This window comes from Bradyrhizobium sp. BLXBL-03, from assembly GCF_051853015.1.
Taxonomy (GTDB): Bacteria; Pseudomonadota; Alphaproteobacteria; order Rhizobiales; family Xanthobacteraceae; genus Bradyrhizobium; species Bradyrhizobium manausense.
This window is the reverse complement of record NZ_CP182470.1, coordinates 3284826-3305643: the sequence shown is the minus strand read 5'-3', so window position 1 is coordinate 3305643 and position 20818 is coordinate 3284826. Positions and strand designations below refer to the sequence as shown.

Annotated in this window: 21 protein-coding genes; 11 read left to right on the top strand and 10 right to left on the bottom strand. The window is 64.1% G+C overall.

Annotated elements, in window-relative coordinates:
* Positions 1 to 54: 54 nt before the first annotated feature.
* A complete protein-coding gene (locus tag ACNJX9_RS15640) occupies positions 55 to 621 on the bottom strand; it encodes an SET domain-containing protein (protein ID WP_057747361.1) in 567 nt (188 codons plus the stop codon).
* A gap of 167 nt (positions 622 to 788) precedes the next feature.
* Entirely contained in the window at positions 789 to 1529 is a 741-nt protein-coding gene (locus ACNJX9_RS15635) for a TetR/AcrR family transcriptional regulator (RefSeq protein WP_439409472.1), read from the bottom strand.
* Positions 1530 to 1634: 105 nt separating this feature from the next.
* Here ACNJX9_RS15635 and ACNJX9_RS15630 point away from each other — a divergent pair, with 105 nt between their 5' ends.
* The 5 genes from ACNJX9_RS15630 to ACNJX9_RS15610 all read left to right on the top strand — a co-directional run bounded on the left by ACNJX9_RS15630 (position 1635) and on the right by ACNJX9_RS15610 (position 5288).
* On the top strand, positions 1635 to 3032 hold the full coding sequence (locus ACNJX9_RS15630) for a carotenoid oxygenase family protein (protein WP_439409471.1): 1398 nt from the start codon (positions 1635 to 1637) through the stop codon (positions 3030 to 3032).
* Positions 3033 to 3184: 152 nt separating this feature from the next.
* On the top strand, positions 3185 to 3667 hold the full coding sequence (locus ACNJX9_RS15625) for an MAPEG family protein (protein WP_439409470.1): 483 nt from the start codon (positions 3185 to 3187) through the stop codon (positions 3665 to 3667).
* A gap of 75 nt (positions 3668 to 3742) precedes the next feature.
* Positions 3743 to 4315 (top strand): hypothetical protein, encoded by a 573-nt coding sequence (locus ACNJX9_RS15620; protein ID WP_057747365.1) that lies wholly within the window; start codon positions 3743 to 3745, stop codon positions 4313 to 4315.
* A 13-nt stretch (positions 4316 to 4328) separates the two neighbouring features.
* The gene (locus ACNJX9_RS15615; protein ID WP_439409469.1) at positions 4329 to 4883 is read left to right on the top strand and encodes an inner membrane-spanning protein YciB; all 555 of its coding nucleotides are present in this window, start codon (positions 4329 to 4331) and stop codon (positions 4881 to 4883) included.
* A gap of 108 nt (positions 4884 to 4991) precedes the next feature.
* On the top strand, positions 4992 to 5288 hold the full coding sequence (locus ACNJX9_RS15610) for a hypothetical protein (RefSeq protein ID WP_057747366.1): 297 nt from the start codon (positions 4992 to 4994) through the stop codon (positions 5286 to 5288).
* Between the two features lie 163 nt (positions 5289 to 5451).
* On the opposite strand, the gene ACNJX9_RS15605 is transcribed toward ACNJX9_RS15610, so the two are convergent.
* Positions 5452 to 7107, bottom strand: a complete 1656-nt coding sequence (locus ACNJX9_RS15605; protein WP_439409468.1) for a fumarate hydratase — start codon at positions 7105 to 7107, stop codon at positions 5452 to 5454.
* Positions 7108 to 7357: 250 nt separating this feature from the next.
* Between ACNJX9_RS15605 and ACNJX9_RS15600 the strand changes: the two genes are divergently transcribed.
* Both ACNJX9_RS15600 and ACNJX9_RS15595 read left to right on the top strand, forming a co-directional pair.
* Positions 7358 to 7837 (top strand): hypothetical protein, encoded by a 480-nt coding sequence (locus ACNJX9_RS15600; RefSeq protein ID WP_439409467.1) that lies wholly within the window; start codon positions 7358 to 7360, stop codon positions 7835 to 7837.
* 299 nt (positions 7838 to 8136) lie between these two features.
* Positions 8137 to 8310: a hypothetical protein gene (locus ACNJX9_RS15595; protein WP_167353975.1), complete on the top strand. Its 174-nt coding sequence runs from the start codon at positions 8137 to 8139 to the stop codon at positions 8308 to 8310.
* Positions 8311 to 8393: 83 nt separating this feature from the next.
* Here the strand turns inward: ACNJX9_RS15595 and ACNJX9_RS15590 are convergent, their stop codons facing one another.
* Positions 8394 to 9101 carry a glutathione S-transferase gene (locus ACNJX9_RS15590; RefSeq protein ID WP_439409466.1) on the bottom strand — a complete coding sequence of 236 codons (708 nt, stop codon included), beginning with the start codon at positions 9099 to 9101 and terminating at the stop codon, positions 8394 to 8396.
* A gap of 284 nt (positions 9102 to 9385) precedes the next feature.
* Here ACNJX9_RS15590 and ACNJX9_RS15585 point away from each other — a divergent pair, with 284 nt between their 5' ends.
* The 4 genes from ACNJX9_RS15585 to ACNJX9_RS15570 all read left to right on the top strand — a co-directional run bounded on the left by ACNJX9_RS15585 (position 9386) and on the right by ACNJX9_RS15570 (position 12890).
* Entirely contained in the window at positions 9386 to 10375 is a 990-nt protein-coding gene (locus ACNJX9_RS15585; protein ID WP_439409465.1) for an ABC transporter substrate-binding protein, read from the top strand.
* A gap of 14 nt (positions 10376 to 10389) precedes the next feature.
* Positions 10390 to 11214 (top strand): ABC transporter permease, encoded by an 825-nt coding sequence (locus ACNJX9_RS15580; protein WP_205668223.1) that lies wholly within the window; start codon positions 10390 to 10392, stop codon positions 11212 to 11214.
* Entirely contained in the window at positions 11214 to 12074 is an 861-nt protein-coding gene (locus ACNJX9_RS15575) for an ABC transporter ATP-binding protein (protein ID WP_439409464.1), read from the top strand. Before ACNJX9_RS15580 ends, ACNJX9_RS15575 begins: the two co-directional genes overlap by 1 nt.
* A gap of 90 nt (positions 12075 to 12164) precedes the next feature.
* Entirely contained in the window at positions 12165 to 12890 is a 726-nt protein-coding gene (locus ACNJX9_RS15570) for a Crp/Fnr family transcriptional regulator (protein WP_439409463.1), read from the top strand.
* 10 nt (positions 12891 to 12900) lie between these two features.
* Here the strand turns inward: ACNJX9_RS15570 and atzF are convergent, their stop codons facing one another.
* The 6 genes from atzF to fliQ form a co-directional block, all read right to left on the bottom strand.
* Positions 12901 to 14286, bottom strand: a complete 1386-nt coding sequence (atzF, locus tag ACNJX9_RS15565) for an allophanate hydrolase (RefSeq protein ID WP_439409462.1) — start codon at positions 14284 to 14286, stop codon at positions 12901 to 12903.
* A 171-nt stretch (positions 14287 to 14457) separates the two neighbouring features.
* Positions 14458 to 15456 carry a Tim44 domain-containing protein gene (locus ACNJX9_RS15560; RefSeq protein WP_439409461.1) on the bottom strand — a complete coding sequence of 333 codons (999 nt, stop codon included), beginning with the start codon at positions 15454 to 15456 and terminating at the stop codon, positions 14458 to 14460.
* 329 nt (positions 15457 to 15785) lie between these two features.
* Positions 15786 to 18371: a cell cycle histidine kinase CckA gene (cckA, locus tag ACNJX9_RS15555; protein WP_057747372.1), complete on the bottom strand. Its 2586-nt coding sequence runs from the start codon at positions 18369 to 18371 to the stop codon at positions 15786 to 15788.
* A 154-nt stretch (positions 18372 to 18525) separates the two neighbouring features.
* On the bottom strand, positions 18526 to 19605 hold the full coding sequence (flhB, locus tag ACNJX9_RS15550; protein WP_057747373.1) for a flagellar biosynthesis protein FlhB: 1080 nt from the start codon (positions 19603 to 19605) through the stop codon (positions 18526 to 18528).
* Between the two features lie 10 nt (positions 19606 to 19615).
* Complete coding sequence (gene fliR / locus ACNJX9_RS15545; RefSeq protein WP_057747374.1) at positions 19616 to 20386, bottom strand: flagellar biosynthetic protein FliR; 771 nt, start codon at positions 20384 to 20386, stop codon at positions 19616 to 19618.
* Between the two features lie 17 nt (positions 20387 to 20403).
* Entirely contained in the window at positions 20404 to 20667 is a 264-nt protein-coding gene (fliQ, locus tag ACNJX9_RS15540) for a flagellar biosynthesis protein FliQ (protein WP_027534765.1), read from the bottom strand.
* Positions 20668 to 20818: the final 151 nt, after the last annotated feature.

Here is a 20818-nt window from a genome sequence, read left to right as displayed (position 1 = left end):
CAGCCTGAGGACCAATCAGGGGAACTGATGTGAGAGCCAGCCGCCCGGCGGTAACTACGCCTTCGCGCGGCCGACCTTGCCGGCAAAATGCTTGCCGTTCAGCTTCTTCTTTTTCGCCGCGGTGGTTTTTGCACCGGCCTTCTGCGCCTTGCGCTCCGCGCGCGCCTTCACCTTGGCGCGTTCGGCCCGGGCTTCGGCGCGCTGCTTCTTGCGTTTGTTTTCGCAGGACGGGCACTTGCAGCCGATCGGCTTCAAATAGGCTTTGAAATAATCGGTGCCGTAATCGTAATTGATCTCGTCGCCCGGCTCGATGTTCTTGATGGCGCGGATGTACACTTTCCGCTCGCGCGGGCGCACGTCGGATTCGGCGTTGGGCCGGCAGGAATGGTTGATATAGCGCGCGAGGTTCTTGCGCACCGAGCCGTCGATGGTCCAGCGGTTGTTGAGCTCGAACAGATATTTGTTCTCGATCTCGTCGTGCTCAGGGATGCGGGAGTCCAGGATCGGACCGAAATAACGGATGATCCTTGTGCCCTTCTTGATCGGCATGGTGGCGAAGAGGCCAAGTCCGGTCTTGGAACGGCCGACGCGATAGGCTTTGCGGGGAGCGATGACTGGCATGATCAGGTGTCAAGAGGACGCGGACGAGGCTGCTTGAGCCCGAGCGAAGCCGCTCTTCTAGAACGATTCCGCCCCGCTGTCAGGCCTATCCCTGTATCGTTTGATGCTTGCCCACAGTGAACAATGTGCAGCGCCGCGAGTTCCGTGGCATCGAACGTTTCGCTCGATCAGGTGCCTGAGGGCATCCTGGCAGCCACCGTCGACTTCAGGATCGCTTCCAGAAGCTGCTCTGCCGTGGTGCCTGCGGGCAGCCGCTCCAGGATATCCTCGAGCCGCCCGTCCAGCAGCAGCATGGTGAAACCATGCACCATCGACCAGGCCCGCGCGATCGCGGCACCCTGCTCGATAGTCAGGGCGTTGCCGCTGATCGGCTCCTGCCGCATCGCGCTGATGGCATTGGCAAGCCCGGCAAAGGAGGATTCCGCAGCCTCGTGCAACGAGGGCCTCGAATAGTCGAGCCGCTCGGTGCGGAACATCAACCCGTACATGCCGGGATGCGCCTGGGCATAGGCAACATAGGCTTTTGGCCGCGCCAGGGCCCGCTCCAGCGGCGAGGTGGCCGTATCGCAAGCCGAGGCCATCGCTGCATTGAACTGGCGAAAGCCGATCGCCGCGAGCTCGCTGACGAGGCCGGTGAGATCTCCGAAATGATGGGTCGGCGCGGCATGCGAGACGCCGGCCTCGCGCGCCACCGCGCGCAGCGTCAGGCCGGCGAGCCCATCGCGCTCCAGCACCCGTTCGGCCGCCTGCAGCAGTGCCTCGCGCAAGGCGCCATGATGATACGGCGTCTCGGTCTTCGCTGCTGCCGGGCGGCGCGCGGCACGAGATGCCTGTGATGTCCGTTGGGGGCTGCGCGGCCTACGTGCCGTTCCGCCCTTGGTGTCGCCCCTGGTATCGCTCTTGGCCATTTGCAAGCTATATGACGCAATATTGACAGTGTAAAGATTTCACTTGACGGAAGCCGCGCCTGGCTCTATGCATCTTTACGATGTAAAGATAGCGAGGGATACGCCGTGCATCATGACGTGACCGCCGAGCGCCGCAACAATATCGCTCCCATCCCGTTCGAGGCGGACGCGCCTTTTCTCAAGATCGTCGGCGAATTGCCGCGCGAGCTGAACGGCACGCTCTATCGCAACGGGCCCAATCCGCAGTTCGATTCCCCCGGCGCCCACTGGTTCGTCGGCGACGGCATGCTGCACGCCTTCCATCTGGAGGAGGGACGCGCCTCCTACCGCAATCGCTGGGTCCGCACCCCGAAATGGCTCGCCGAGCACGATGCCGGCCGCGCGCTGTTCGGCGGCTTTGGACGCAGGTTGCCGGATGCGCCCACGAACCTGACCGACGGCGGCGTCGCCAACACCAACATCATCTTCCATGCCGGCAAGCTGCTCGCGCTTGAAGAAGGACATCTGCCGACCGAGATCGAGCCGGGCACGCTGGCGACGCGCGGCTATTGCAATTACCAGAGCCGCATTGCCGGCCCTTTCACCGCGCATCCGAAGGTCGATCCTGTCACGGGCGAGCTGGTGTTCTTCGGCTACAATGCGGCGGGCCCGCTGACCCCTGCCCTCTCCTACGGATCGATCGACGCGGGCGGCAAGGTCACGCGCTTCGAGCGCTTCGAGACGCCCTATGCCAGCATGGTGCACGACTTCATCGTCACCGAACATCACGTGCTGTTTCCGATCCTGCCCCTCACCGGCAGCACGGAGCGCGCGATGAGCGGCAAGCCGCCCTATGCCTGGGAGCCCGAGAAAGGCGCCTATGTCGGCGTGATGAAGCGCAACGGCACGGCAAAGGACATCGTCTGGTTCCGCGCCCAGGCCTGCTACGTCTTCCACGTCATGAACGCGTGGGAGGACGGCGACCGCATCATCGCCGACGTCATGCAATTCGAGCAAGCGCCGCTGTTTCCCCATCCCGATGGACGGCCGACGGATCCGGAGAAATCGCGCGCCCGCCACTGCCGCTGGAGCTTCGACCTCTCTGGCGATACCGACCGCTTTCAGCAAACTTATCTGGACGATCTCACTGGCGAATTTCCGCGCATTGACGATCGGCGCGCCGGCTTGAAGAGCCGTCACGGCTGGTACGCCTGCGCCAATCCGCGTCTGCCGATGTTCGGCGCGCTATCGGGCATCGTTCATGTCGACGGTGCCGGCAAGCGGCTCGGGCAGTATCTGCTCCCGGCGGGCGACACCGTCTCCGAGCCTGTGTTCGTCGAACGATCGAGGGATGCTGCGGAAGGCGACGGCTGGCTGCTGGCGGTGGTCTGGCGCGCACGGGAGAACCGCAGCGACCTCGCCGTGTTCAACGCCACCGACATCGAGGCCGGCCCCGCCGCGCTGGTGCAGCTCGGCCATCGCGTGCCCGACGGCTTCCACGGCAATTGGGTGGGAGCGGATTAGCGCACCGGCCTGTCATTCCGGGGCACGCGAAGCGTGAACCCGGAATCCATTTCGCCACATAACTTGCCGCCCGATGGATTCTCAGGTGCGCAATTGCGCACCGCAGTTCGACGCTTCGCGCCGCCCGGAATGACGGGTAGAGGAGATCTCGCATGCATATGCCTTCGATCACCGCGAACTATCTCGCCATCCTCGCGCTGATCTACGCCGCACTCGCGCTGCAAGTCATTCGGCTGCGATGGAGCAGCAGGGCCGCCTTTGACGATGGCGGCAACGAAAACCTGCGCAGCGCGATCCGGGCCCATGGCAATTTCATGGAATACGTCCCCATCATCACGCTGATGGTCGCGCTGCTCGAAATGTCAGGCGCATCGGCCTTGCGCATTCACGTATTGATGGGCGTGCTTCTGCTGTCGCGGCTGCTGCATCCGCTCGGCATGTACGCAAAGCCGGGCTCGCGCAAATTCACGATCTGCCGCGGCGGCAGCATCTACCTGACCATCGGCGTTCTGATCGCCTCCGCGCTGACCATCCTGTCGCGCCTCCCCTGGGCCGCCATGGCGGAGGAGATGTCAGAACAAGCCATTGCGACAATTGAGTTTTTACAGGTCATTCACGTCATTTTGACACTGTAAAGATTTTGCTTGACCCGGCGCCGGCGCTGAACTATCAATCTTGACACCGTAAAGATTGGTGCGACCGAGGCGACCATGACGATCTTCCTGATCCTTGCCCCCTATGGCGTCTACACTTTCCTGATGTTCATGACGTCGGCCACGATCAGCGTGTTCGCGGGCTCCGCGATCTGTCTCGCCACGATCGCGATCGATGTTGCCCGCGGCCGCTCGGTGAAAATCCTGGCCGCGGGCTCGGCGATCCTGTTCGCCGGCATCGGCCTCTTCCTCGTGCTGCACCCCACGCTCGGCACGCTCGGCGTCAAGCTCTCGGTCGATATCGGCATCTTCGTCATCTCGCTCGGCTCGATGCTGGCGCGCCGGCCCTTCACGCTGCAATACGCGATCGAGTCCGTTCCGGCCGAGACGGCGGCAATGCCCGGCTTCCTCACCGCCAACTACGTCATCACCGCGGCATGGACCGTGGCCGCGCTGCTGATGATGGCCGCCAACATCGCGCTGCTCTACTTCCCGGGCCTGCCGGTGTGGTCGGGCCTCGCGGTCGCCTTCGCCGCCCGCAACAGCGCGATCTATTTTACCAAATGGTATCCCGAATATCGTCAGATCAAGTATGGTGCGCAGGCCGCCGCGCTGCCGGAAGCCCCGTGAGACAGGACCGACGATGAAGGACGTATTCGCCCGCCTCGCCTCCGACTTCCTTTCGGCTATCGTCTTCCTGGTGATCTATCTGATCACCGACAACGTCATCGTGGCGACGTCGGTGGCGGTCGCCGGCGCGATCGCCCAGGTGATCTTTGCCCGCGTCAAGGGGCGCGAGCTCGGCTACATGACCTATGCGAGCGTCGCGCTCGTCGTCGTGCTCGGCACGGTGACGCTGCTGACCAACGATCCCCGCTTCATGCTGGCCAAGCCCGCGATCGCGCATTTTGCGATCGGCGCGATCATGCTCAAGCGCGGCTGGATGCTGCGCTACATGCCGCCGATGGTGGTCGAGACCGCGCCGGATTATGTCACCGCTGCGGGCTATGCCTGGGCCGCGCTGATGTTCGCCCTCGGTGCCGGCACGATCATCGTCGCCTCGACCGGCGATCTGAAGCTGTGGGCGTTCTATATCTCGGTGATCGCGGGCGGCGCCAAGGTTTTGGCCTTTGCCGTGCAGTACGTGGTGTTTCGGCTCGTCGTCACCAATCGCCGCCGCGCCGCCGCCCGCGCCTGATTGCCGCTGACACGACGTTAGGCGCGCGAGCCGAGTTGCGCTATAGGCTCGGCCCGGGACTGGTTGCGGATCGTCGCAACCGGCCGCGACAATGTTCGGGAGACGCGAATGGCCGTGGACGGCAACTGGAATCTGACCATGACGACGCCGATGGGCGAGCGCCAAGCAACGCTGAGCCTGAAGCAAGGCGGCGGCACGCTCACGGGCACGCTGGACGCGGACGGCAATACCGCCGAGATTTTTGACGGCACCGTCAGCGGCGACAACGTCTCCTGGAAAGTCTCGATCACCAATCCGATGCCGCTGACGCTCGAATTCACCGGCACGGTCTCCGGCGACAGCATCAACGGCGAGATGGGCATCGGCCCGATGGGCAGTTTCCCGTTCACCGGAGCACGGGCGTAGAGCTACTCCACCTGCCTGTCATTCCGGGATGCATGCGCAGCATGCAGGCCCGGAATCCATTCTTCCACCAACATTGAAGCCCGATGGATTCTCAGATGCGCAATTGCGCATCATAGCTCGCGCCAAGAGGCGCGCCCCGGAATGACGGCGCCAGAGTGCCGCCTCAGCCCAGATTCAACTCCTTGAAGAAGTCGTTCCCCTTGTCATCGATGATTGTGAACGCCGGGAAGTCGACGACCTCGATGCGCCAGATCGCTTCCATGCCGAGCTCGGGATATTCGAGCACCTCGACCTTCTTGATGCAGTGCTCGGCGAGGTTCGCCGCCGCGCCGCCGATCGAGCCGAGATAGAAGCCGCCATATTTTTTACAAGCTTCGCGCACGGCAGGTGCGCGGTTGCCCTTTGCGACCATTACCATCGAGCCGCCGGCGGCCTGGAACTGGTCGACGAAGGAATCCATGCGGCCCGCCGTGGTCGGACCGAACGCACCGGAGGCGTAGCCCTCGGGCGTTTTGGCCGGGCCGGCGTAGTAGACCGGATGGTTCTTGAAATAGTCGGGTAGCGGCTCGCCCTTCTCCAGCCGCTCGCGCAGCTTGGCGTGTGCAGAGTCGCGCGCGACGATCATGGTGCCGGTCATCGAGACCCGCGTCTTGATCGGATATTTCGAGAACGTCGCCAAAATGTCCTTCATAGGCTGGTTGAGGTCGATCTTGACCACCTCGCCGCCGAGCGCCTCTTCGACCTCAGGCAGGTACTGCGCCGGATTATGCTCGAGCTCCTCGAGATAGACGCCGTCTTTGGTGATCTTGCCGAGCACCTGGCGGTCGGCCGAGCAGGACACGCCAAGCCCGATCGGCAGCGAGGCACCGTGGCGCGGCATGCGGATAACTCGCACGTCGTGGCAGAAATATTTTCCGCCGAACTGCGCGCCGACTCCGAGCGACTGCGTCATCTTGTGGATTTCGTTCTCCATCTCGACGTCGCGGAAGGCGTTGCCATCGGGCGAGCCGTGGGTCGGCAGCGCATCGAGATAACGGGCGGAGGCGAGCTTCACCGTCTTCATGCAGAGCTCGGCCGAGGTGCCGCCGATCACGATGGCGAGGTGATAAGGCGGGCACGCGGCGGTGCCGAGCGTCAGGATCTTCTCCTTCAGGAAAGCCAGCAACCGGTCCTTGGTCAGCACCGAGGGCGTGGCCTGGAACAGAAAGCTCTTGTTGGCGGAGCCGCCGCCCTTCGCCATGAACATGAATTTGTAGGCGTCGTCGCCCTCGGCATAGATCTCGCACTGCGCCGGCATGTTGTTGGCGGTGTTCTTCTCCTCATACATCGACAAGGGAGCAACCTGCGAGTAGCGCAGGTTACGGCGCAAATAGGCATCGCGCGCGCCTTCCGACAGCGCCGCCTCGTCCTCACCGTCGGTGATGACGTTGCAGCCCTTCTTGCCCATGATGATCGCAGTGCCGGTGTCCTGGCACATCGGCAGCACGCCGCCGGCGGCGATGTTGGCGTTCTTCAGAAAATCCAGTGCGACGAACTTGTCGTTCGGGCTGGCCTCGCCGTCCTCCAGGATGGCGCGGAGCTGCTTCAGATGGCCCGGGCGCAAATAATGATTGATGTCGCCGAAAGCCGCCTCCGACAGCGCCCGCAGCGCCTCGCGCGAGACTACCAGCATGTCCTTGCCCAAGACCTTCTCGACCCTGACGCCCTCGGACGAAATCTTCTTGTAGGGCGTCTCGTCCTTGCCCAGCGGAAACAGCGGGGTGTGCTTGTAGGGCGGGACGGGCTTGGACTGGTCGGGGAAGGCGGTGGGAGCGTTCATGGGGCGATCTCGGGTTTTGCAGCCCTGGCGGGCCTCTCAGCATGGAAGCGTTCTAAGCTTTTTTGCCACAAAGGGAAGGCGTCCTGGCGCGGCCGGGGCATCCCGATTCGGTGCTTTATTTGGGTGCCATGACGGCCATTTTTGCCGCCTGCCTGCAATAGCTGGAGTTGTGCCCGGTCGAGCCGGGTTGCACCCCTTGCGCTTCGCGCGCGGCGACGGTTGAATGCGCGCCCTCAAGGGGCTTTTCATCATGATTTCCAGACTGCACGTCCGCGGCGCGATTATTGCCGCCACTGCAATCACCGGCCTTGTGACCCTGCCTGCGCCTGCGCGCGCCGACCAGTGCGACGACATCGCCAAGCAGCTTGCCGGCGGCATCGACGGGCTGAAGGTCAACTTCAAGGCCGCCAACATCATCTACCTCACCCATCCCGCGGCGAAGGAGCTGTCGCTCGGCTGCCGTTCTCAGGGACAGGCCTATTCCAACGAGCTCTACGCCAAGGGCGACCGCAAGCCGACGCCGCAGTTCTATGATCTCGTGGCCTCCGCGGCCGCGATCATCTTCACAGTGACCAAGGACGACACCACGACCGGCGCCACGCGCTGCCTGAAGCGCATGGGCCTGCTCCGCGGCGACAAGATCACCATGCGCTACAAGCGCCTCAACATGGAATGCACCCGCACCAAGACGGAAGCCGCGATCGCGATCACGCGGCCCAAGGACGAGTAGGCCGGGCTGCCTTCACTCCTTCCCCGAGTGCAGAGGGCATCGCGACGCTGCCCACCACGTACTCCGTCATTGCGAGCGCAGCGAAGCAATCCAGCGTCTTTCCACGGAGGGATTCTGGATTGCTTCGCTGCGCTCGCAATGACGAGGAGAGGCCACTGGCTCGCCGGGACATCGGGACGATTGGCGCGAGAAAACGTCATTCAACCCACCAGATCCCTTCGCATTTTAACGATTGGCTTGACGGACCATTCGTCCCTCGCAGGGCAGGGTCATCAGGTTCAATCTGTGAGGATCCGTGGATGAGCGTTTCCAGCGTTGCGCCGCCGCCTGTCACGATCGTGGTCCCGAGCTACGACACGACCAAGCAGCCGGACGACCAGACCAAGACCCAGGACAACGACCCGACCTACCAGCCGACGCCGCCGGCGCCGCTGCCGCCGGGTCAGGGCACCCGGATCGATCAGCTCGCCTGATCGAGCTTTTCTGCAATGGATCGCCCGGTCCCGACGACCGGGCCTTTCGCGTGCCCGGCCGCAACTTTGCCGGATAGCGCGACCTAGGCGTCCAGCTCGCGATAGCGCCGGAAGATGCCCTGCTCGTTGAAGGGAATGCGGCGATCGCTGGCGAGATAGGCCTTGATGTTCGGCCGTGCGGCGACGCGGTCATGCAGGCCGACGAGACCAGGGATATTCTTCTCGAACGCTTTCATGCGCCTGGGAAAGGCATAGCGCAGTCCGGCGACGATCTGGAACAGCGAGAGATCGACGTAAGTCAAGCGTCGACCGGTGACATGGGCACCGCCGTTGCTGTCGAGAAGCCCTTCGAAATAGCCGAGATATTTCGGCACGCGCTCGTCCCAGAACGCGGCCGTGCGCTTCTTGGCCGGCGGTTTCTGGTCCTCATAGTAGAGCGATGGCCCGAGCGGATGATGGGTGTCGTGGATCTCCACCACGAAATCGGCGATGGTGAGCTGAAGCTGGTGCACCCAGAGTTTACCCGCTTCCGTCTTCGGCGCGAGCCCATGTCGCGCGCCGAGATAGAGCAGGATGTTGGCGGTCTGGCCGATGACGAGCTTGCCCGCTTTCAGGAACGGCGGCGCAAAGGGCGGCGTGCCCTTGCGGGCCTCCATCATCTTCATCATGGCGCCGCTGCCGCGCGGGCCGCGTGCGACGTCGACGTAGGCCGCACCCGCCTCCTCCAGCGCCAGCCGCACATATTCGCCGCGGCCCTGGATCTCGGGCCAGTAATAGAGCTCGTATTTCATGGGAGGGGTCCGTGAGCGTGGGAGCGACGGGCCCAATGTAGCATGCGGTCGGATGTTCCGTCAGGATGAGACGGCGCCGCCTTGCTGACACTCCAACACGCCGGTCCCCGAACGTCGTGTCGATTAATTGCTTCCCGAGATCGTGGCGCCGGGCGAGCATGCCAACATAGGCCGATCCTCAAGCGACCGGCCGGGAGGACGCGGGAGTCTGTGGCGGGACCGTTCAGGGCGGTCTCCGCGGTCGCATCGGGGCTGCCGCCGGGCGCGGCACGAGGGAGATCGTCATGCACTGGAACACCGTCCGCCCAATCGCAGCACTTGCGCTTTGGTGCCTTGCCATCAGTCCAGGCTGCGCCTCGGCCGCGGAATTGCTCAAAGCCCGGCTTGCGCAAAACCTCGGACCGATCTCCGGCCTTGCGATCGTCGCCAAATCGAAGGGAATCTTCGAAAAGAACGGACTGGACGTCACGGTCGCGAACTTCACGTCCGGCAAGCAATGCCTGGACACCGTGATCGGAGGCGGCGCCGACATCGCGACGACGGCCGAGGCGCCGGTCACCGCTGCAGCGATGGCTGGCCAGCCCATCGCCTTCGTCGCCGGCATGGAATATTCCGACCTCAAGACGGTCGTCACGGCCAAGGCCGCCATCAAGACCAGGGCGGATCTTCGCGACAAGCGAATCGGATTCACCGCCGGCACCGGCAGCGAGGTTTACACGGCGACCTTGCTGAAATCGGCGGGATTGACGGCCAAGGATGTCACCCTCGTCAACCTGCGGCCGCAGGAGATGCTGCCGGCGCTCGCAGCCGGAAGCATCGATGCGATCGACACCTGGGAGCCCCACATCGCCAACGCGAAGAAGGCCCTGGGCGAAGCCGTCGCCGAGCTCGATACTTCAGGCACTTATTCCGAGACGTTCAACATCGTCGTCATGAGGCCTTATCTGGACGCCAACCCCGCGCTGATCGAGAAGTTCATCGCCGCACTGATCGATGCGGAGGTCTGGATGAAGGCACATCCGGATGACGCGATCACGGTCGTGGCGGACGCCGTCGGCATGAAGCGGGACGAGCTCGCCCCGATCTGGACCGATTATGTTTACCGGGTGCGTCTCGACGACCGGCTGGTCGAGATTCTCAAGACCCACTCCGCATGGCGCCTCGAGAGCGGCAACCATCCTCCGGGCGCTGTGATGCCCGACTTCAGCAAGGTCGTCGTCAGCGAGCCGCTGAAAAAAATGGCCCCCGAACGGGTCACTCTTTCGTGGAAATAGGCACCCGCACAGCCATGCAGGATGGCACGTCAGCGCCACAGCGGATTGCTGTTCGCAGTAGCGGCCGCAACCGGCGGCCGGATTCAGCCCGTCTTCGCCGCCTCAATATTCTGGTCGGGGCGCTGTCGCTGCCGCTGTTCGTCGGCCTCTGGGAATTGGCGTCCCGCTCCGGGGCCGTCAACATGGTGCTGTTTCCGCCGCCGACGGTGGTTGCCGCGGCCGTGCTCGAGTGGATACGAAGCGGACAATTCCTCGTCGATCTCACGGCCAGCCTCTATCGCGTCACCACGGGCTTCATGGTGGGCGGCGCCCTCGGCATCCTGTTCGGCATCCTCACCGGCCAATTCCCGGTCATGTCGAGCCTGCTGTCCCCGCTCTTCCATATCCTGCGGCCAATTCCGCCGATTGCTTTCGTGCCGATCGTCATTCTCTGGTTCGGCCTGTCGGAGGCCGGCAAACTCTTCCTCGTCGTATGGGGCGTGTTCTTCACGGTCTGGCTTTCGACCCATATCGGCGTGCAGAAGGTCGACCGCGGCCTGATCCGGGCGGCCTTGATGCTCGGCACGCCGCGGCGGCAGATGCTGCAGGAGATCGTGCTGCTGGGCGCGCTGCCCTACATCGTGGTGGGCTTGCGCACCGCTGTCAGCATCTCCTTTTACACGCTGGTCGCGGCCGAGCTTGCCGGCACTTTCGCCGGCATCGTCTACAGGATCGAGATTGCGCAGCAGAACATGCAGACGGGCCAGGTCATGGGCGGGCTCGCCGCGCTCGGGTTGATTTCGTTCATTGCCGACCGGCTGTTTGCGGTTCTTGCCGAACGTACCGTCTGGTGGCGCTGATGTCGGGATCTCGATCGATCGTGAAACTGGCGCTGGCAAGCTCACCGGCCTCCGTGGACTCGGCTCGGAAGCAACCGGCCATTCAAGTCTCGAACCTGAGCATCGTGTTCGACACCCATCGCGGGCAGACCGTCGCGGTGGATCGCGTGTCCTTTGACGTCGCGCCTGGCGAATTCGTCTGCGTCGTGGGGCCCTCCGGCTGCGGCAAATCGACGGTGCTCAACACGATCGCCGGACTGGAAGTGCCTTATGAAGGCGACATCCTGGTGGAAGGCTCGCCTGTTGGCGGCCCGCGGCCCGATGTCGGCATGGTGTTCCAGCAGCCGCATCTTTTCCCCTGGAAGTCGGTCCGCAGGAACATCGCGCACGGCCCCAGGATGCATCGCAAGTCCAGGAAGGAAGCGAATGCCATCGCCGACGATCTGATCGCGATGATCGGTCTCAAGCGTTTCGCCGACGCTTATCCGAACACGCTGTCCGGCGGCATGCAACAGCGCGTGGCGATCGCGCGGGCGCTGGCCAACCAGCCCCGCGTGCTGCTGATGGACGAACCCTTCGGGGCCCTCGACGCGCAGACCCGGGCGGTGATGCAAGACAATCTGCTGGAGCTGCGCGACCGGATCAAGGCGACAATCGTGTTCGTCACGCATGACATCGATGAAGCCATCGTGCTCGCCGACCGCGTTCTCATCATGAGCGCGGGACCTGGCCGCATCCTGCGCGAGGTCGCGGTCAAGCTGCCGCGTCCGCGGTCGAGCACGATCATGGTCGAACCATCATATCTTTCCCTCAAGAAGGATTGTCTCGACGTCATCCGCGCCGAAGGAGCGCGGGCGTTCAATCAGTCGGACTCGAACTGATCGCCTCGACCTCGAAAATCGAGAGGAGAATCGCATTGCGCTGGCATGGTTCTTGAATCGTCGACGCCGGGTCTCATGGTGGAGCCGGCGATGCACAGGGCGAACAGCGCGATAGCGGCAGGTGTGATGCTGGCCGAGTCGGACGACCTCGTCAGGCCGCTGCCTGGCCTGCTCGATGGCCTCAACCGGGCCGATCGCAATCGCCTGCGTGCGATCGGACGCGAGAAGACGCTGGAAGCCGGCCAACTGGTCTGGTCTCAGGGCGACGCACAGGTCGGGATCTACCTGATCAGCGAGGGGCGCATCCGCAGCTATTATGCGGCGCCGTCAGGGCGCGAGGTCACCCTCGCCTACTGGTTCCCCGGCAACTTCGTCGGCGGCCCCGACATGTTCGGAACGGGCCCACATATGTGGACGTCGGTTGCGGCCGAACGCAGCCAGCTGACGTTCATGCCCGGCCCGGCGCTGCGGCGGCTTGCGCTGGAATCGGCGGCGATCGCCGTCGCCTTGCTGGATGCCCTGGCGTTCAAGGCGCGATGCTATTCGGCGATGGCCCAGATGCTTGGGACGCGCTCGGTGACCGAGCGGCTGCACAGCCTGCTGATCTTCCTGTCGCACGTCTACGGCGTGAAGCGCGACAACGAGATCGTCGTCGGCATGCCGTTTACCCACGGCGATCTCGCCAATCTCATCGGGTCCACCCGCCAATGGGTGACCGTGCAGCTCGCGCGGCTCCAGGAGGAAGGCGTGATCCGGTACGACAGATCCGTGATTTCGATCCTGGATCTTTCGATGCTCGCGCAGGAGATGGAATAATCTCCGCCTTTCAGGCGCTGGGCTTCAATGCGAACGCCGCTCGGTCTGCACCAGCCTCGAATCGCCGCGCCAGTCCGATCAGCGCGCGATCGTGCCAGGCCGGCGCCAGCAGGGTCACGCCCATCGGCATGCCATCAGGCAATGTCGCATTCGGAACCGCTACGCCGCAGAGATCAAGCAGATTGGCAAAGTACGAATAGTAGCCGAGGTGATTGTTGAGGGTGATCGGATCGACCAGCATCTCCTCCAGCGTGAAGGGCCGCGGTGCGGTCGGGACCACCAGTGCATCGATCCCCGCAAAGATCGCCTCGGCGTCGCGGCGCAGCCGGTGCAAACGGTGAATCGCGCCGAACGTGTCGATCGCCGAATAGCCGGCGGCTGAAGCCAGCACGGTCCTGGTGACATCGAGCAGGGAGCCGGACTCGATGTCCAGGAGCGCAGCGATTGCCGAGTGCCGCTCGGCGACCCAAGGTCCGCTGAACATCAACTCCCCGGCCTGCCGGAACGGGGTGAAGTCCACCTCAACAGCCGTTCCGCCGATCTCGGTGAAACGCGCGCAGGCGCGCTGATAGAGCTCGCCGCATTCCGGCATGCCGAAGCATTCGAGATCGGCGGATGCAATGCGGCCGAACCGGAACGATGACAACGATCCTCCCGCGAAGGAAAACGCCCTTGGTCGGCGGCTGTAGGGATCTTCGAAGTCGAATCCTTCGATGATGTCGAGGATCGCCTCGCCATCGCTGACGGTATTGCAGAACACCGAAACGCAATCGATCGTCGGGCAATTCGGCACCAGCCCGCGTGACGACACAAGCCCAACGGTCGGCTTGATTCCGACGATGTTGTTGAAACCGGCGGGGATGCGGCCGGACCCGCCGGTGTCGGTGCCGAGCGCGAACGCCACGTGCCCTGCCGCCACGGCGACCGCAGACCCGGAACTTGAGCCGCCCGAAACATAGCGCGCGTCGGCGACCGACGCGCAGGGGCCATAGGGGGAACGCGCGCCGGACAAGCCTGTGGCGAACTGATCGAGATTGGTCTTTCCGAGGCAAATTGCGCCGGCCGCGCTGAGGCGTTCGACGCTGCGCGCGGAATGCCACGGCGTGTAGCTGAACGCCGGGCAGGCGGCGGTGGTCGGCATTCCCTCGACGTCGATATTGTCCTTCACGCCAAAGGGAATGCCGAGCAGCGGAAGATGTTCACCCGTCCGCGCGCGCGCCACGAGCTTGCGGCATGCTTCGAGCGCCTCCTCGCGCGGGCGGACATAGATCCAGCAATTGCGGTCGCGCTCGGCCTCGATCCGGTCATAGGCAGCTTCAATCGCCTCCAACGGCAAGGACGAATTTCTGGCGGGGTTGTCGTGATGTGTCCTGGAGTGCGCGACGGACTGGCTCACCGAATATCTCCTTCTGCACCTGGCTGGCGCGAAGTTGCGGGAGCTCGGCGCAGGCAACAAGCAATTAAGTGCTTCCCGCAAAATGCTCGGCCGTATCAGGGCATCGGCGGCTCAACGAAAAAGGGCGCCGTGCTTGAGGCACGACGCCCTCGTTTGTTGCTCTGCGTGCGATCAGTTGGTCTGCTGGATCGCCGACAATTCCCAGGGGCTGCCCGGGCGGCGCGCGAAGGTCCAGACTTCGGTGACCTCGCCAGGCTGCTCACTGCCGGCGACGATCGCGCCGGTGTTGCGGTCGACCGTCTTGTCGGTGAGCGAAAAGCGCATCGCCACGGTCGCGTAATCAGTCTCGCCTTCACGCCAGGCTTCCGCGAGGTCGCCCTGCAACAGCTTGACGTTGGTCACCTTGTTGACGACGTTGCGCGCGCGGTTCTGGGCAAGGTCCTGCTCGAAATAGGAGACCATTTCCGGCGTCGCGAGCGTGTGCAGCTTTGCAACGTCCTCGTTCGACCACGCCGACTGGATGTCGCCGAGCAGGCGCTCGAACGCCTCATAATCAGCAGGCTTGATCTCGAGCGGCGCTTTGTTGGCGCCGAAGCCGCCGCCCAGACCAGAGCCAAGACCGCCACCAAGACCGCCACCGAGACCGCTGCGATAGCTCGTCTGCGGTCCCGCACCGGCATAGGCCGCCTGCGGCGAATTGCGGCGCTGCCACCAGGACATCGCCAGCCGCACCACGAACACGACGAGCACGATCTGGATGATCAGGCCCAGGAACGAGGACAGGCCGCCGAGACCGCCGAACAGGCCGCCACCGAACAGCATGCCGAGCAACCCGGCGCCGAGGAAGCCGGCCGCAAGACCACCCAGGAAGCCGCCGCCGCGGTTGAAAAAGCCGCCGCGCGAAGGCGCGGTTGTGCTCATACCCGCGCCCGGCTGGCTATAGGTGCGGTTGAATTGCGAGGTCGAGCCCGGCGCGGTCGTGGTCGACGGCGGGGCCGAGAAGGTCCGCGAACCGCGCGAACCCGACGAGAAGCCGCCGCCGACGCGGGCGTCAGCGGACGAGATCGCCAGCGCCGTCGGCAGCGCGAGCGCCAGAACGACGGCAATCGTCTTCACGAGACTGCGGGACCATTGCGAGAAATTCATGTTCGTTTCCCAAATCCCCGGCATGGGGACGTGCCAGTAACATGGGCAGACTTCACCAAAAAGGAAGCCGGTTTCGGAACCCGCGGCTGCGGCCCTCGGTCGCGGGGACACGGTAAAAGTCCATATTTGACGGGGGGTTGGCCGGATACAGGCGGGAACTGTGGTCGCGGGTTACCGGCGGGGAAATTCCGCTCCCTCCCCGTCATTGCGAGGAGCCCTTGCGACGAAGCAATCCAGAATTCCTCCGCGGTAGCAGTCTGGATTGCTTCGCGGAGCCTGTCATCGGGCCGCGCTTCGCGCGGACCCGGTGGCTCGCAATGACGGAGTCTGAGCCGTCTCCGCCCCTACCTCACTCATCCCTGCTTCGTCATCGTCTCCTTCACCGCCGCCACGAGCTGGCTGAGCGTAAACGGCTTTGGCAGGAAGTCGAACTGCTGGCCCTCGGGCAGGCTCTTCTCGAAAGCGTCTTCAGCGTAGCCGGAGACGAAGATGAAGCGGATATCCGGGTTCTTCTCCCGCATCGCCTTGAGCAGCGTCGGCCCATCCATTTCCGGCATGACGACGTCGGAGACGACGAGATCGATCGCGCCGCTCTGCTCGTCCAGCACCTCCATCGCCTCGACGCCGTTCTCGGCCTCGACCACGGTATAGCCGCGCGAGCGCAGGCCGCGAGCGTTCAGCGCGCGCAGACCCTCTTCGTCCTCGACCAGCAGAATGGTGCCCTGCCCGGTGAGATCGGTGCGAGGCTTGCTCTCCACAGCGGCGGACGCAGCGTCCTTGGCAGCGCCGTTGGCCGCAGCGGCGACAACGGCGGGCTGCTCAACCGGCACCTCAGCCTCGGCGTGGTGACGCGGCAGGAAGATGTGGAACGAGGTGCCCTGCCCCGGCTCGGAATCGACGTAGATGAAGCCGCCGGTCTGCTTGACAATGCCGTAGACGGTTGAAAGGCCAAGGCCAGTGCCCTTGCCGACTTCCTTGGTCGAGAAGAACGGCTCGAAGATCTTGTCCCTGATATCAGCGGGAATGCCGGTGCCGGTGTCGGCAACTTCAATCCGCACATAATCCGCCGCCGGCATGCCCTTGTAGGCGAGCTTGCCCGCCTCTTCCGTCGCGACGTTGGCGGTACGGATGATCAGCTTGCCGCCGTCGGGCATGGCATCGCGCGCGTTCACCGCGAGATTGACGATGACCTGCTCGAACTGGGAGACGTCGACCTTGACCGGCCATAGGTCGCGGCCGTGGATCAGGTCGAGCTTGACCTTCTCGCCGATCAGCCGGCGCAGCAGCATGGTGAGATCGGACAGCGCATCGCCGAGATCGAGCACCTGCGGCCGCAGCGTCTGCCGCCGCGAGAAGGCGAGCAGCTGCCGCACCAGGGTCGCAGCCCGCGTCGCGTTCTGCTTGATCTGCATGATGTCCTGGAACGACGGATCGGTCGGCTTGTGCGCGTTCAGCAGGAAGTCGTTCGCCATCATGATGGCGGAGAGCACGTTGTTGAAGTCGTGAGCGATGCCGCCGGCGAGTTGGCCGACCGTCTCCATCTTCTGCGACTGGTTGATCTGATTCTCCAGCGCACGCCGCTCGGTGGTCTCGAGCATGTGCACGATCGCGGCTTCCGCATCGTTCTCGGCGGCATCGACGGGCGTGACGAAGAACTGGCCCCAGCGCTCCTTCGGTCCTTCCAACGCCACCTCGACCGGCGCGATGTCGGCCTGGTTTTCGGCCGCTTGATTGATGGCTGCAATCAAAAGGTGCCGATCGCGCGCATTGACCGCACGGAAGATCGACTTGGAGGCGCTGTCGAGCCCGAGGCCCTGCGCGAGCTTGGCGTAGCGCGCATTCGCGCGCACGACGTTGCCGCCGCGATCCACGGTGGCGATCGCCATCGGCGTGTGGTCGAAGAAGCGCATGAAGCGCACTTCGGCCGCACGATCAGGATCGCTGCGCTCGTCACGGGCGCGGCTGATGACGAGCGTGCGCGAGGGTCCCGGCGCGCCGTCGGCGCCGAAGGCGAGCTTGTGATAGAGCCGGACCGGCATGGTCTTGCCGGTGCGCATGCGCAGATCGATGTCGAAGACCTCGGTCTTCACCTCGCCCGGCACCGCCACGATCGAAGACAGCAGCGAAGCGCCGTCGCCCGAGACGATGTCGGCGAGCTTCAGGCCGCCCGAGCCGATCTCGGCGAGATCATAGTCGAGCCAGTTGGCCAGCGTCGCGTTGACATAAGCGAGCTCGCCGGCGGGATTGACCGAGAAGAAGCCGCACGGCGCGTGATCGAGATATTCGATCGCGTGCTGGAGTTCCTGGAACACGTCTTCCTGGCGCTCGCGGTCGCGGGTGATGTCGGCGATCGACCACACCGCATATTTGGCCTCGCGCTTGCCGGTGCCGAGCGGACGCACCCGCATGCGCAGCCAGCGCCCGTGGCTGCCGTCCTGGCCGGAAATGCGCACCTCTTCCTGCTGCCGTTTTCCTTCGCGGGCGGCTTTCAGCAGGCGGAACACGGCTTCGGAAACGTCAGGATTGCCGATGAAGACGCGCTCCACGGGGCGCACGTCCTGCGGGCCGGCGGCGCCGGTCAGCGTCAGATAGGCCGCGTTGGAATAGACCACATGGCCGCGCGGATCGGTCACGGCCAGGCCGTCGAAGGCATGGTCGGAGATGCGGCCGATGATGGGATCGTCGAGATTGCGGTCGGCGAAGCGGATGATGCCGGCGGCGAAGGCGAACAGGTTGAACAGGCCGATCATCGCCAGCACGGCGAGGATGCCGAGAATGTAGGGCTGCGCCTGCGCACGCCCGAGCGTCATCAGGCCGACGGCGACCACGACGAGGCCGGTGGCAACCAGCAGCACCAGCGCAATGCTGCCCGAGCGCGGCGACGGCTCATGCGCCGCAACGGGCTCGCGTGACAGATTGTGGTCGGTCTCGGCGGTCATTTCACGCTAGGGCAGCCTGTCGGCAGAGAATCAACGCGCCACAGGGCACGTCGGGTCCTCCCTGCCTGAATCGGACCCGCGGACGCAAGGGCGACAGGGGCGAAAGGTACGCTGATTCCCAGTTTACAGCCATTTCCGGTACTTTTCCGGGGTTTTATTGCCGCGCGGCACTGAAACCGCGCTTCAGCCGGATGACATAGCCGATGACTTCGGCGACCGCATGGTAGTGCTCGACGGGGATTTCCTTGTCGATTTCTGCGGTCGCATAGAGCGCGCGGGCCAGTGGCACGTTCTCGACGATCGGGATGTCGTGCTCGCGCGCGATCTCCCGGATCTTGAACGCGAGGTTGTCGACGCCCTTGGCGACGCAGATCGGCGCCGACATGCCGCGTTCGTAGGATAGCGCCACCGAATAGTGGGTCGGGTTCGTGATGATCACCGACGCCTTGGGAACCGCCGCCATCATGCGCTTCTTGGAGCGCTGCTGCCGCAATTGCCGGAGCTTGCCCTTGATGTGCGGGTCGCCTTCGGACTGCTTGAACTCTTCCTTGATCTCCTGCAGCGACATCTTCTGCCGCTGGAACCAGCTGCGATACTGGAAGAAATAATCCCCGATGGCGATGATCGCGAGCGCTGCGACCACCGCGCCGAGCAGATGGACGGTCAGGCCGGTGGAGGCGCCCAACATGGCCATCGGATCAAGCTTGACCATCGCCTCCATGCGGTGCCGCTCCGGCCACAGGATCGTGGTCATGACCACACCGAGCACGACCAGCTTGCCGATGCCCTTGAGAAAATTCACCCCCGCCTGCTTGCCGAAGATGCGCTTGAAGCCGGCAGCCGGCGAGAGCTTGCTGAATTTGGGAATGAGGGATTCGGTCGACCACACCAGCCTGTGCTGCAGCATGTTGCCGGCAATCGCCGCGATCACCAGCATCAAGAGCGGCACGCCGACCGCAGCCAGCACCGCGACCTCGATCTGCTGCATCAGCGCGAGCAGATTGCCGGAATCGGTTTTGATCATCCAGGAATTGGCGAGCAGATTGCGCAGCGGCGTCAGCAGGCCGCTGCCGACCGAGCCCGAGAAGGTCGAGACCACCAGCGTGCCGCCCGCGATCATGAACCAGGTGTTGATCTCCTGGCTTTTGGCGACGTCGCCGCGTTCGAGCGCCTGGTCGAGGCGCTTTTGCGTCGGGTCTTCTGTTTGACTCTCTGGATCGTTGTCTTCGGCCATCGATCACCCGTCACTTGAGCGGCAGCATCTGGTGCATGACGCCGATGAAGTAGTCGAGATAGGTGCCCATCATCGCCGTGAGCACCACGGCCAGCACCATGAAGCCCGCGAAGATCGACAGCGGCACGCCGACGAAATAGACCTGCATCTGCGGCATCAGGCGCGCCAGCACCCCAAGTCCGATGTTGAAGACGAGGCCGAACACCAGGAACGGCCCCGACAACTGCAGGCCGAGCAGGAACGCGGCGGAGAAGGCGCGCGTCGCCAGCGAGGCGACGTCGCCGCTCGAGACGGTCTCGCCCGGGGCAAAGATCGAATAGCTGTCGTTCAGCGCCGCGATCACCAGATGATGGCTGTCGGTGGCGAACAGCAAGGTCACGCCCAGCATGGTGAGGAAGTTGCCGACAAGAACGCCCTGCTGCCCCTGGGTCGGATCGACCGAGGTGACGAAGCCAAGTCCCATCTGCTGCGCGATCACCGCGCCCGCGACCTGGAGCGCCGCGAGCGTCACGCGCGCGGTGGCGCCGAGCACGATGCCGATCACGATCTCATGCAGCATCAGGACCAGCATCGGCGCGAGCGAGCCCATGTCGACCTGATAGGCGTTGCGATGCAGCGGCAGGATGATCAGCGTGAGCAGCAGCGCAATCGACAGCTTCACCCGCGTCGGGATGTTGGTCTCGCCGAGCCCCGGCAGCAGCATCACCATCGCGCCGACCCGGGCGAAAGCGAGCATGAAGGCCGCGGCAAGTGCCGGCAGCAGCGAGACGTCGATGCGCATGGTGAGCGCATTGTGCCTCAGCCACCGATGATTCGCGACGAGATCCGCAGCATGTGGGAATGCAGCGCGTCGGCCATGAACGGCAGCGCCAATAGCATTGTGGCAAAGATGGCCAGGATCTTCGGCACATAGACCAGCGTCTGCTCCTGGATCTGCGTCAGCGCCTGGAACAGCGACACGATCACGCCGACCACCAGCCCGACCACCATCAGCGGCGAGGACACGATCACGATGGTCCAGATCGCATCGCGGGCGACGTCGAGGGTCTCGGGTCCGGTCATTTACAGAATTCCTCTATTCATTCCTCGCCTCCCCACCGCCATCCCGGGCGATACGAAGACCTATCCCCTCGTCATTGCGAGCGAAGCGAAGCAATCCAGACTGGCGCGTGCGGAACGACTCTGGATTGCTTCGCTACGCTCGCAATGACGG

What these genes read in the sequence shown, in the direction of transcription:
- ACNJX9_RS15635 (WP_439409472.1), bottom strand. Translation starts at nt 1,529, where the DNA reads ATGGCCAAGAGCGATACCAGGGGCGACACCAAGGGCGGAACGGCACGT.
- flhB (WP_057747373.1), bottom strand. Translation starts at nt 19,605, where the DNA reads ATGGCCGAAGACAACGATCCAGAGAGTCAAACAGAAGACCCGACGCAA.
- ACNJX9_RS15600 (WP_439409467.1), top strand. Translation starts at nt 7,358, where the DNA reads ATGATTTCCAGACTGCACGTCCGCGGCGCGATTATTGCCGCCACTGCA.
- ACNJX9_RS15570 (WP_439409463.1), top strand. Translation starts at nt 12,165, where the DNA reads ATGCACAGGGCGAACAGCGCGATAGCGGCAGGTGTGATGCTGGCCGAG.
- ACNJX9_RS15560 (WP_439409461.1), bottom strand. Translation starts at nt 15,456, where the DNA reads ATGCCGGGGATTTGGGAAACGAACATGAATTTCTCGCAATGGTCCCGC.
- ACNJX9_RS15605 (WP_439409468.1), bottom strand. Translation starts at nt 7,107, where the DNA reads ATGAACGCTCCCACCGCCTTCCCCGACCAGTCCAAGCCCGTCCCGCCC.
- ACNJX9_RS15620 (WP_057747365.1), top strand. Translation starts at nt 3,743, where the DNA reads ATGACGATCTTCCTGATCCTTGCCCCCTATGGCGTCTACACTTTCCTG.
- cckA (WP_057747372.1), bottom strand. Translation starts at nt 18,371, where the DNA reads ATGACCGCCGAGACCGACCACAATCTGTCACGCGAGCCCGTTGCGGCG.
- fliQ (WP_027534765.1), bottom strand. Translation starts at nt 20,667, where the DNA reads ATGACCGGACCCGAGACCCTCGACGTCGCCCGCGATGCGATCTGGACC.
- ACNJX9_RS15595 (WP_167353975.1), top strand. Translation starts at nt 8,137, where the DNA reads ATGAGCGTTTCCAGCGTTGCGCCGCCGCCTGTCACGATCGTGGTCCCG.
- ACNJX9_RS15640 (WP_057747361.1), bottom strand. Translation starts at nt 621, where the DNA reads ATGCCAGTCATCGCTCCCCGCAAAGCCTATCGCGTCGGCCGTTCCAAG.
- ACNJX9_RS15625 (WP_439409470.1), top strand. Translation starts at nt 3,185, where the DNA reads ATGCATATGCCTTCGATCACCGCGAACTATCTCGCCATCCTCGCGCTG.
- ACNJX9_RS15610 (WP_057747366.1), top strand. Translation starts at nt 4,992, where the DNA reads ATGGCCGTGGACGGCAACTGGAATCTGACCATGACGACGCCGATGGGC.
- ACNJX9_RS15585 (WP_439409465.1), top strand. Translation starts at nt 9,386, where the DNA reads ATGCACTGGAACACCGTCCGCCCAATCGCAGCACTTGCGCTTTGGTGC.
- ACNJX9_RS15590 (WP_439409466.1), bottom strand. Translation starts at nt 9,101, where the DNA reads ATGAAATACGAGCTCTATTACTGGCCCGAGATCCAGGGCCGCGGCGAA.
- ACNJX9_RS15580 (WP_205668223.1), top strand. Translation starts at nt 10,390, where the DNA reads ATGCAGGATGGCACGTCAGCGCCACAGCGGATTGCTGTTCGCAGTAGC.
- fliR (WP_057747374.1), bottom strand. Translation starts at nt 20,386, where the DNA reads ATGCGCATCGACGTCTCGCTGCTGCCGGCACTTGCCGCGGCCTTCATG.
- ACNJX9_RS15575 (WP_439409464.1), top strand. Translation starts at nt 11,214, where the DNA reads ATGTCGGGATCTCGATCGATCGTGAAACTGGCGCTGGCAAGCTCACCG.
- ACNJX9_RS15615 (WP_439409469.1), top strand. Translation starts at nt 4,329, where the DNA reads ATGAAGGACGTATTCGCCCGCCTCGCCTCCGACTTCCTTTCGGCTATC.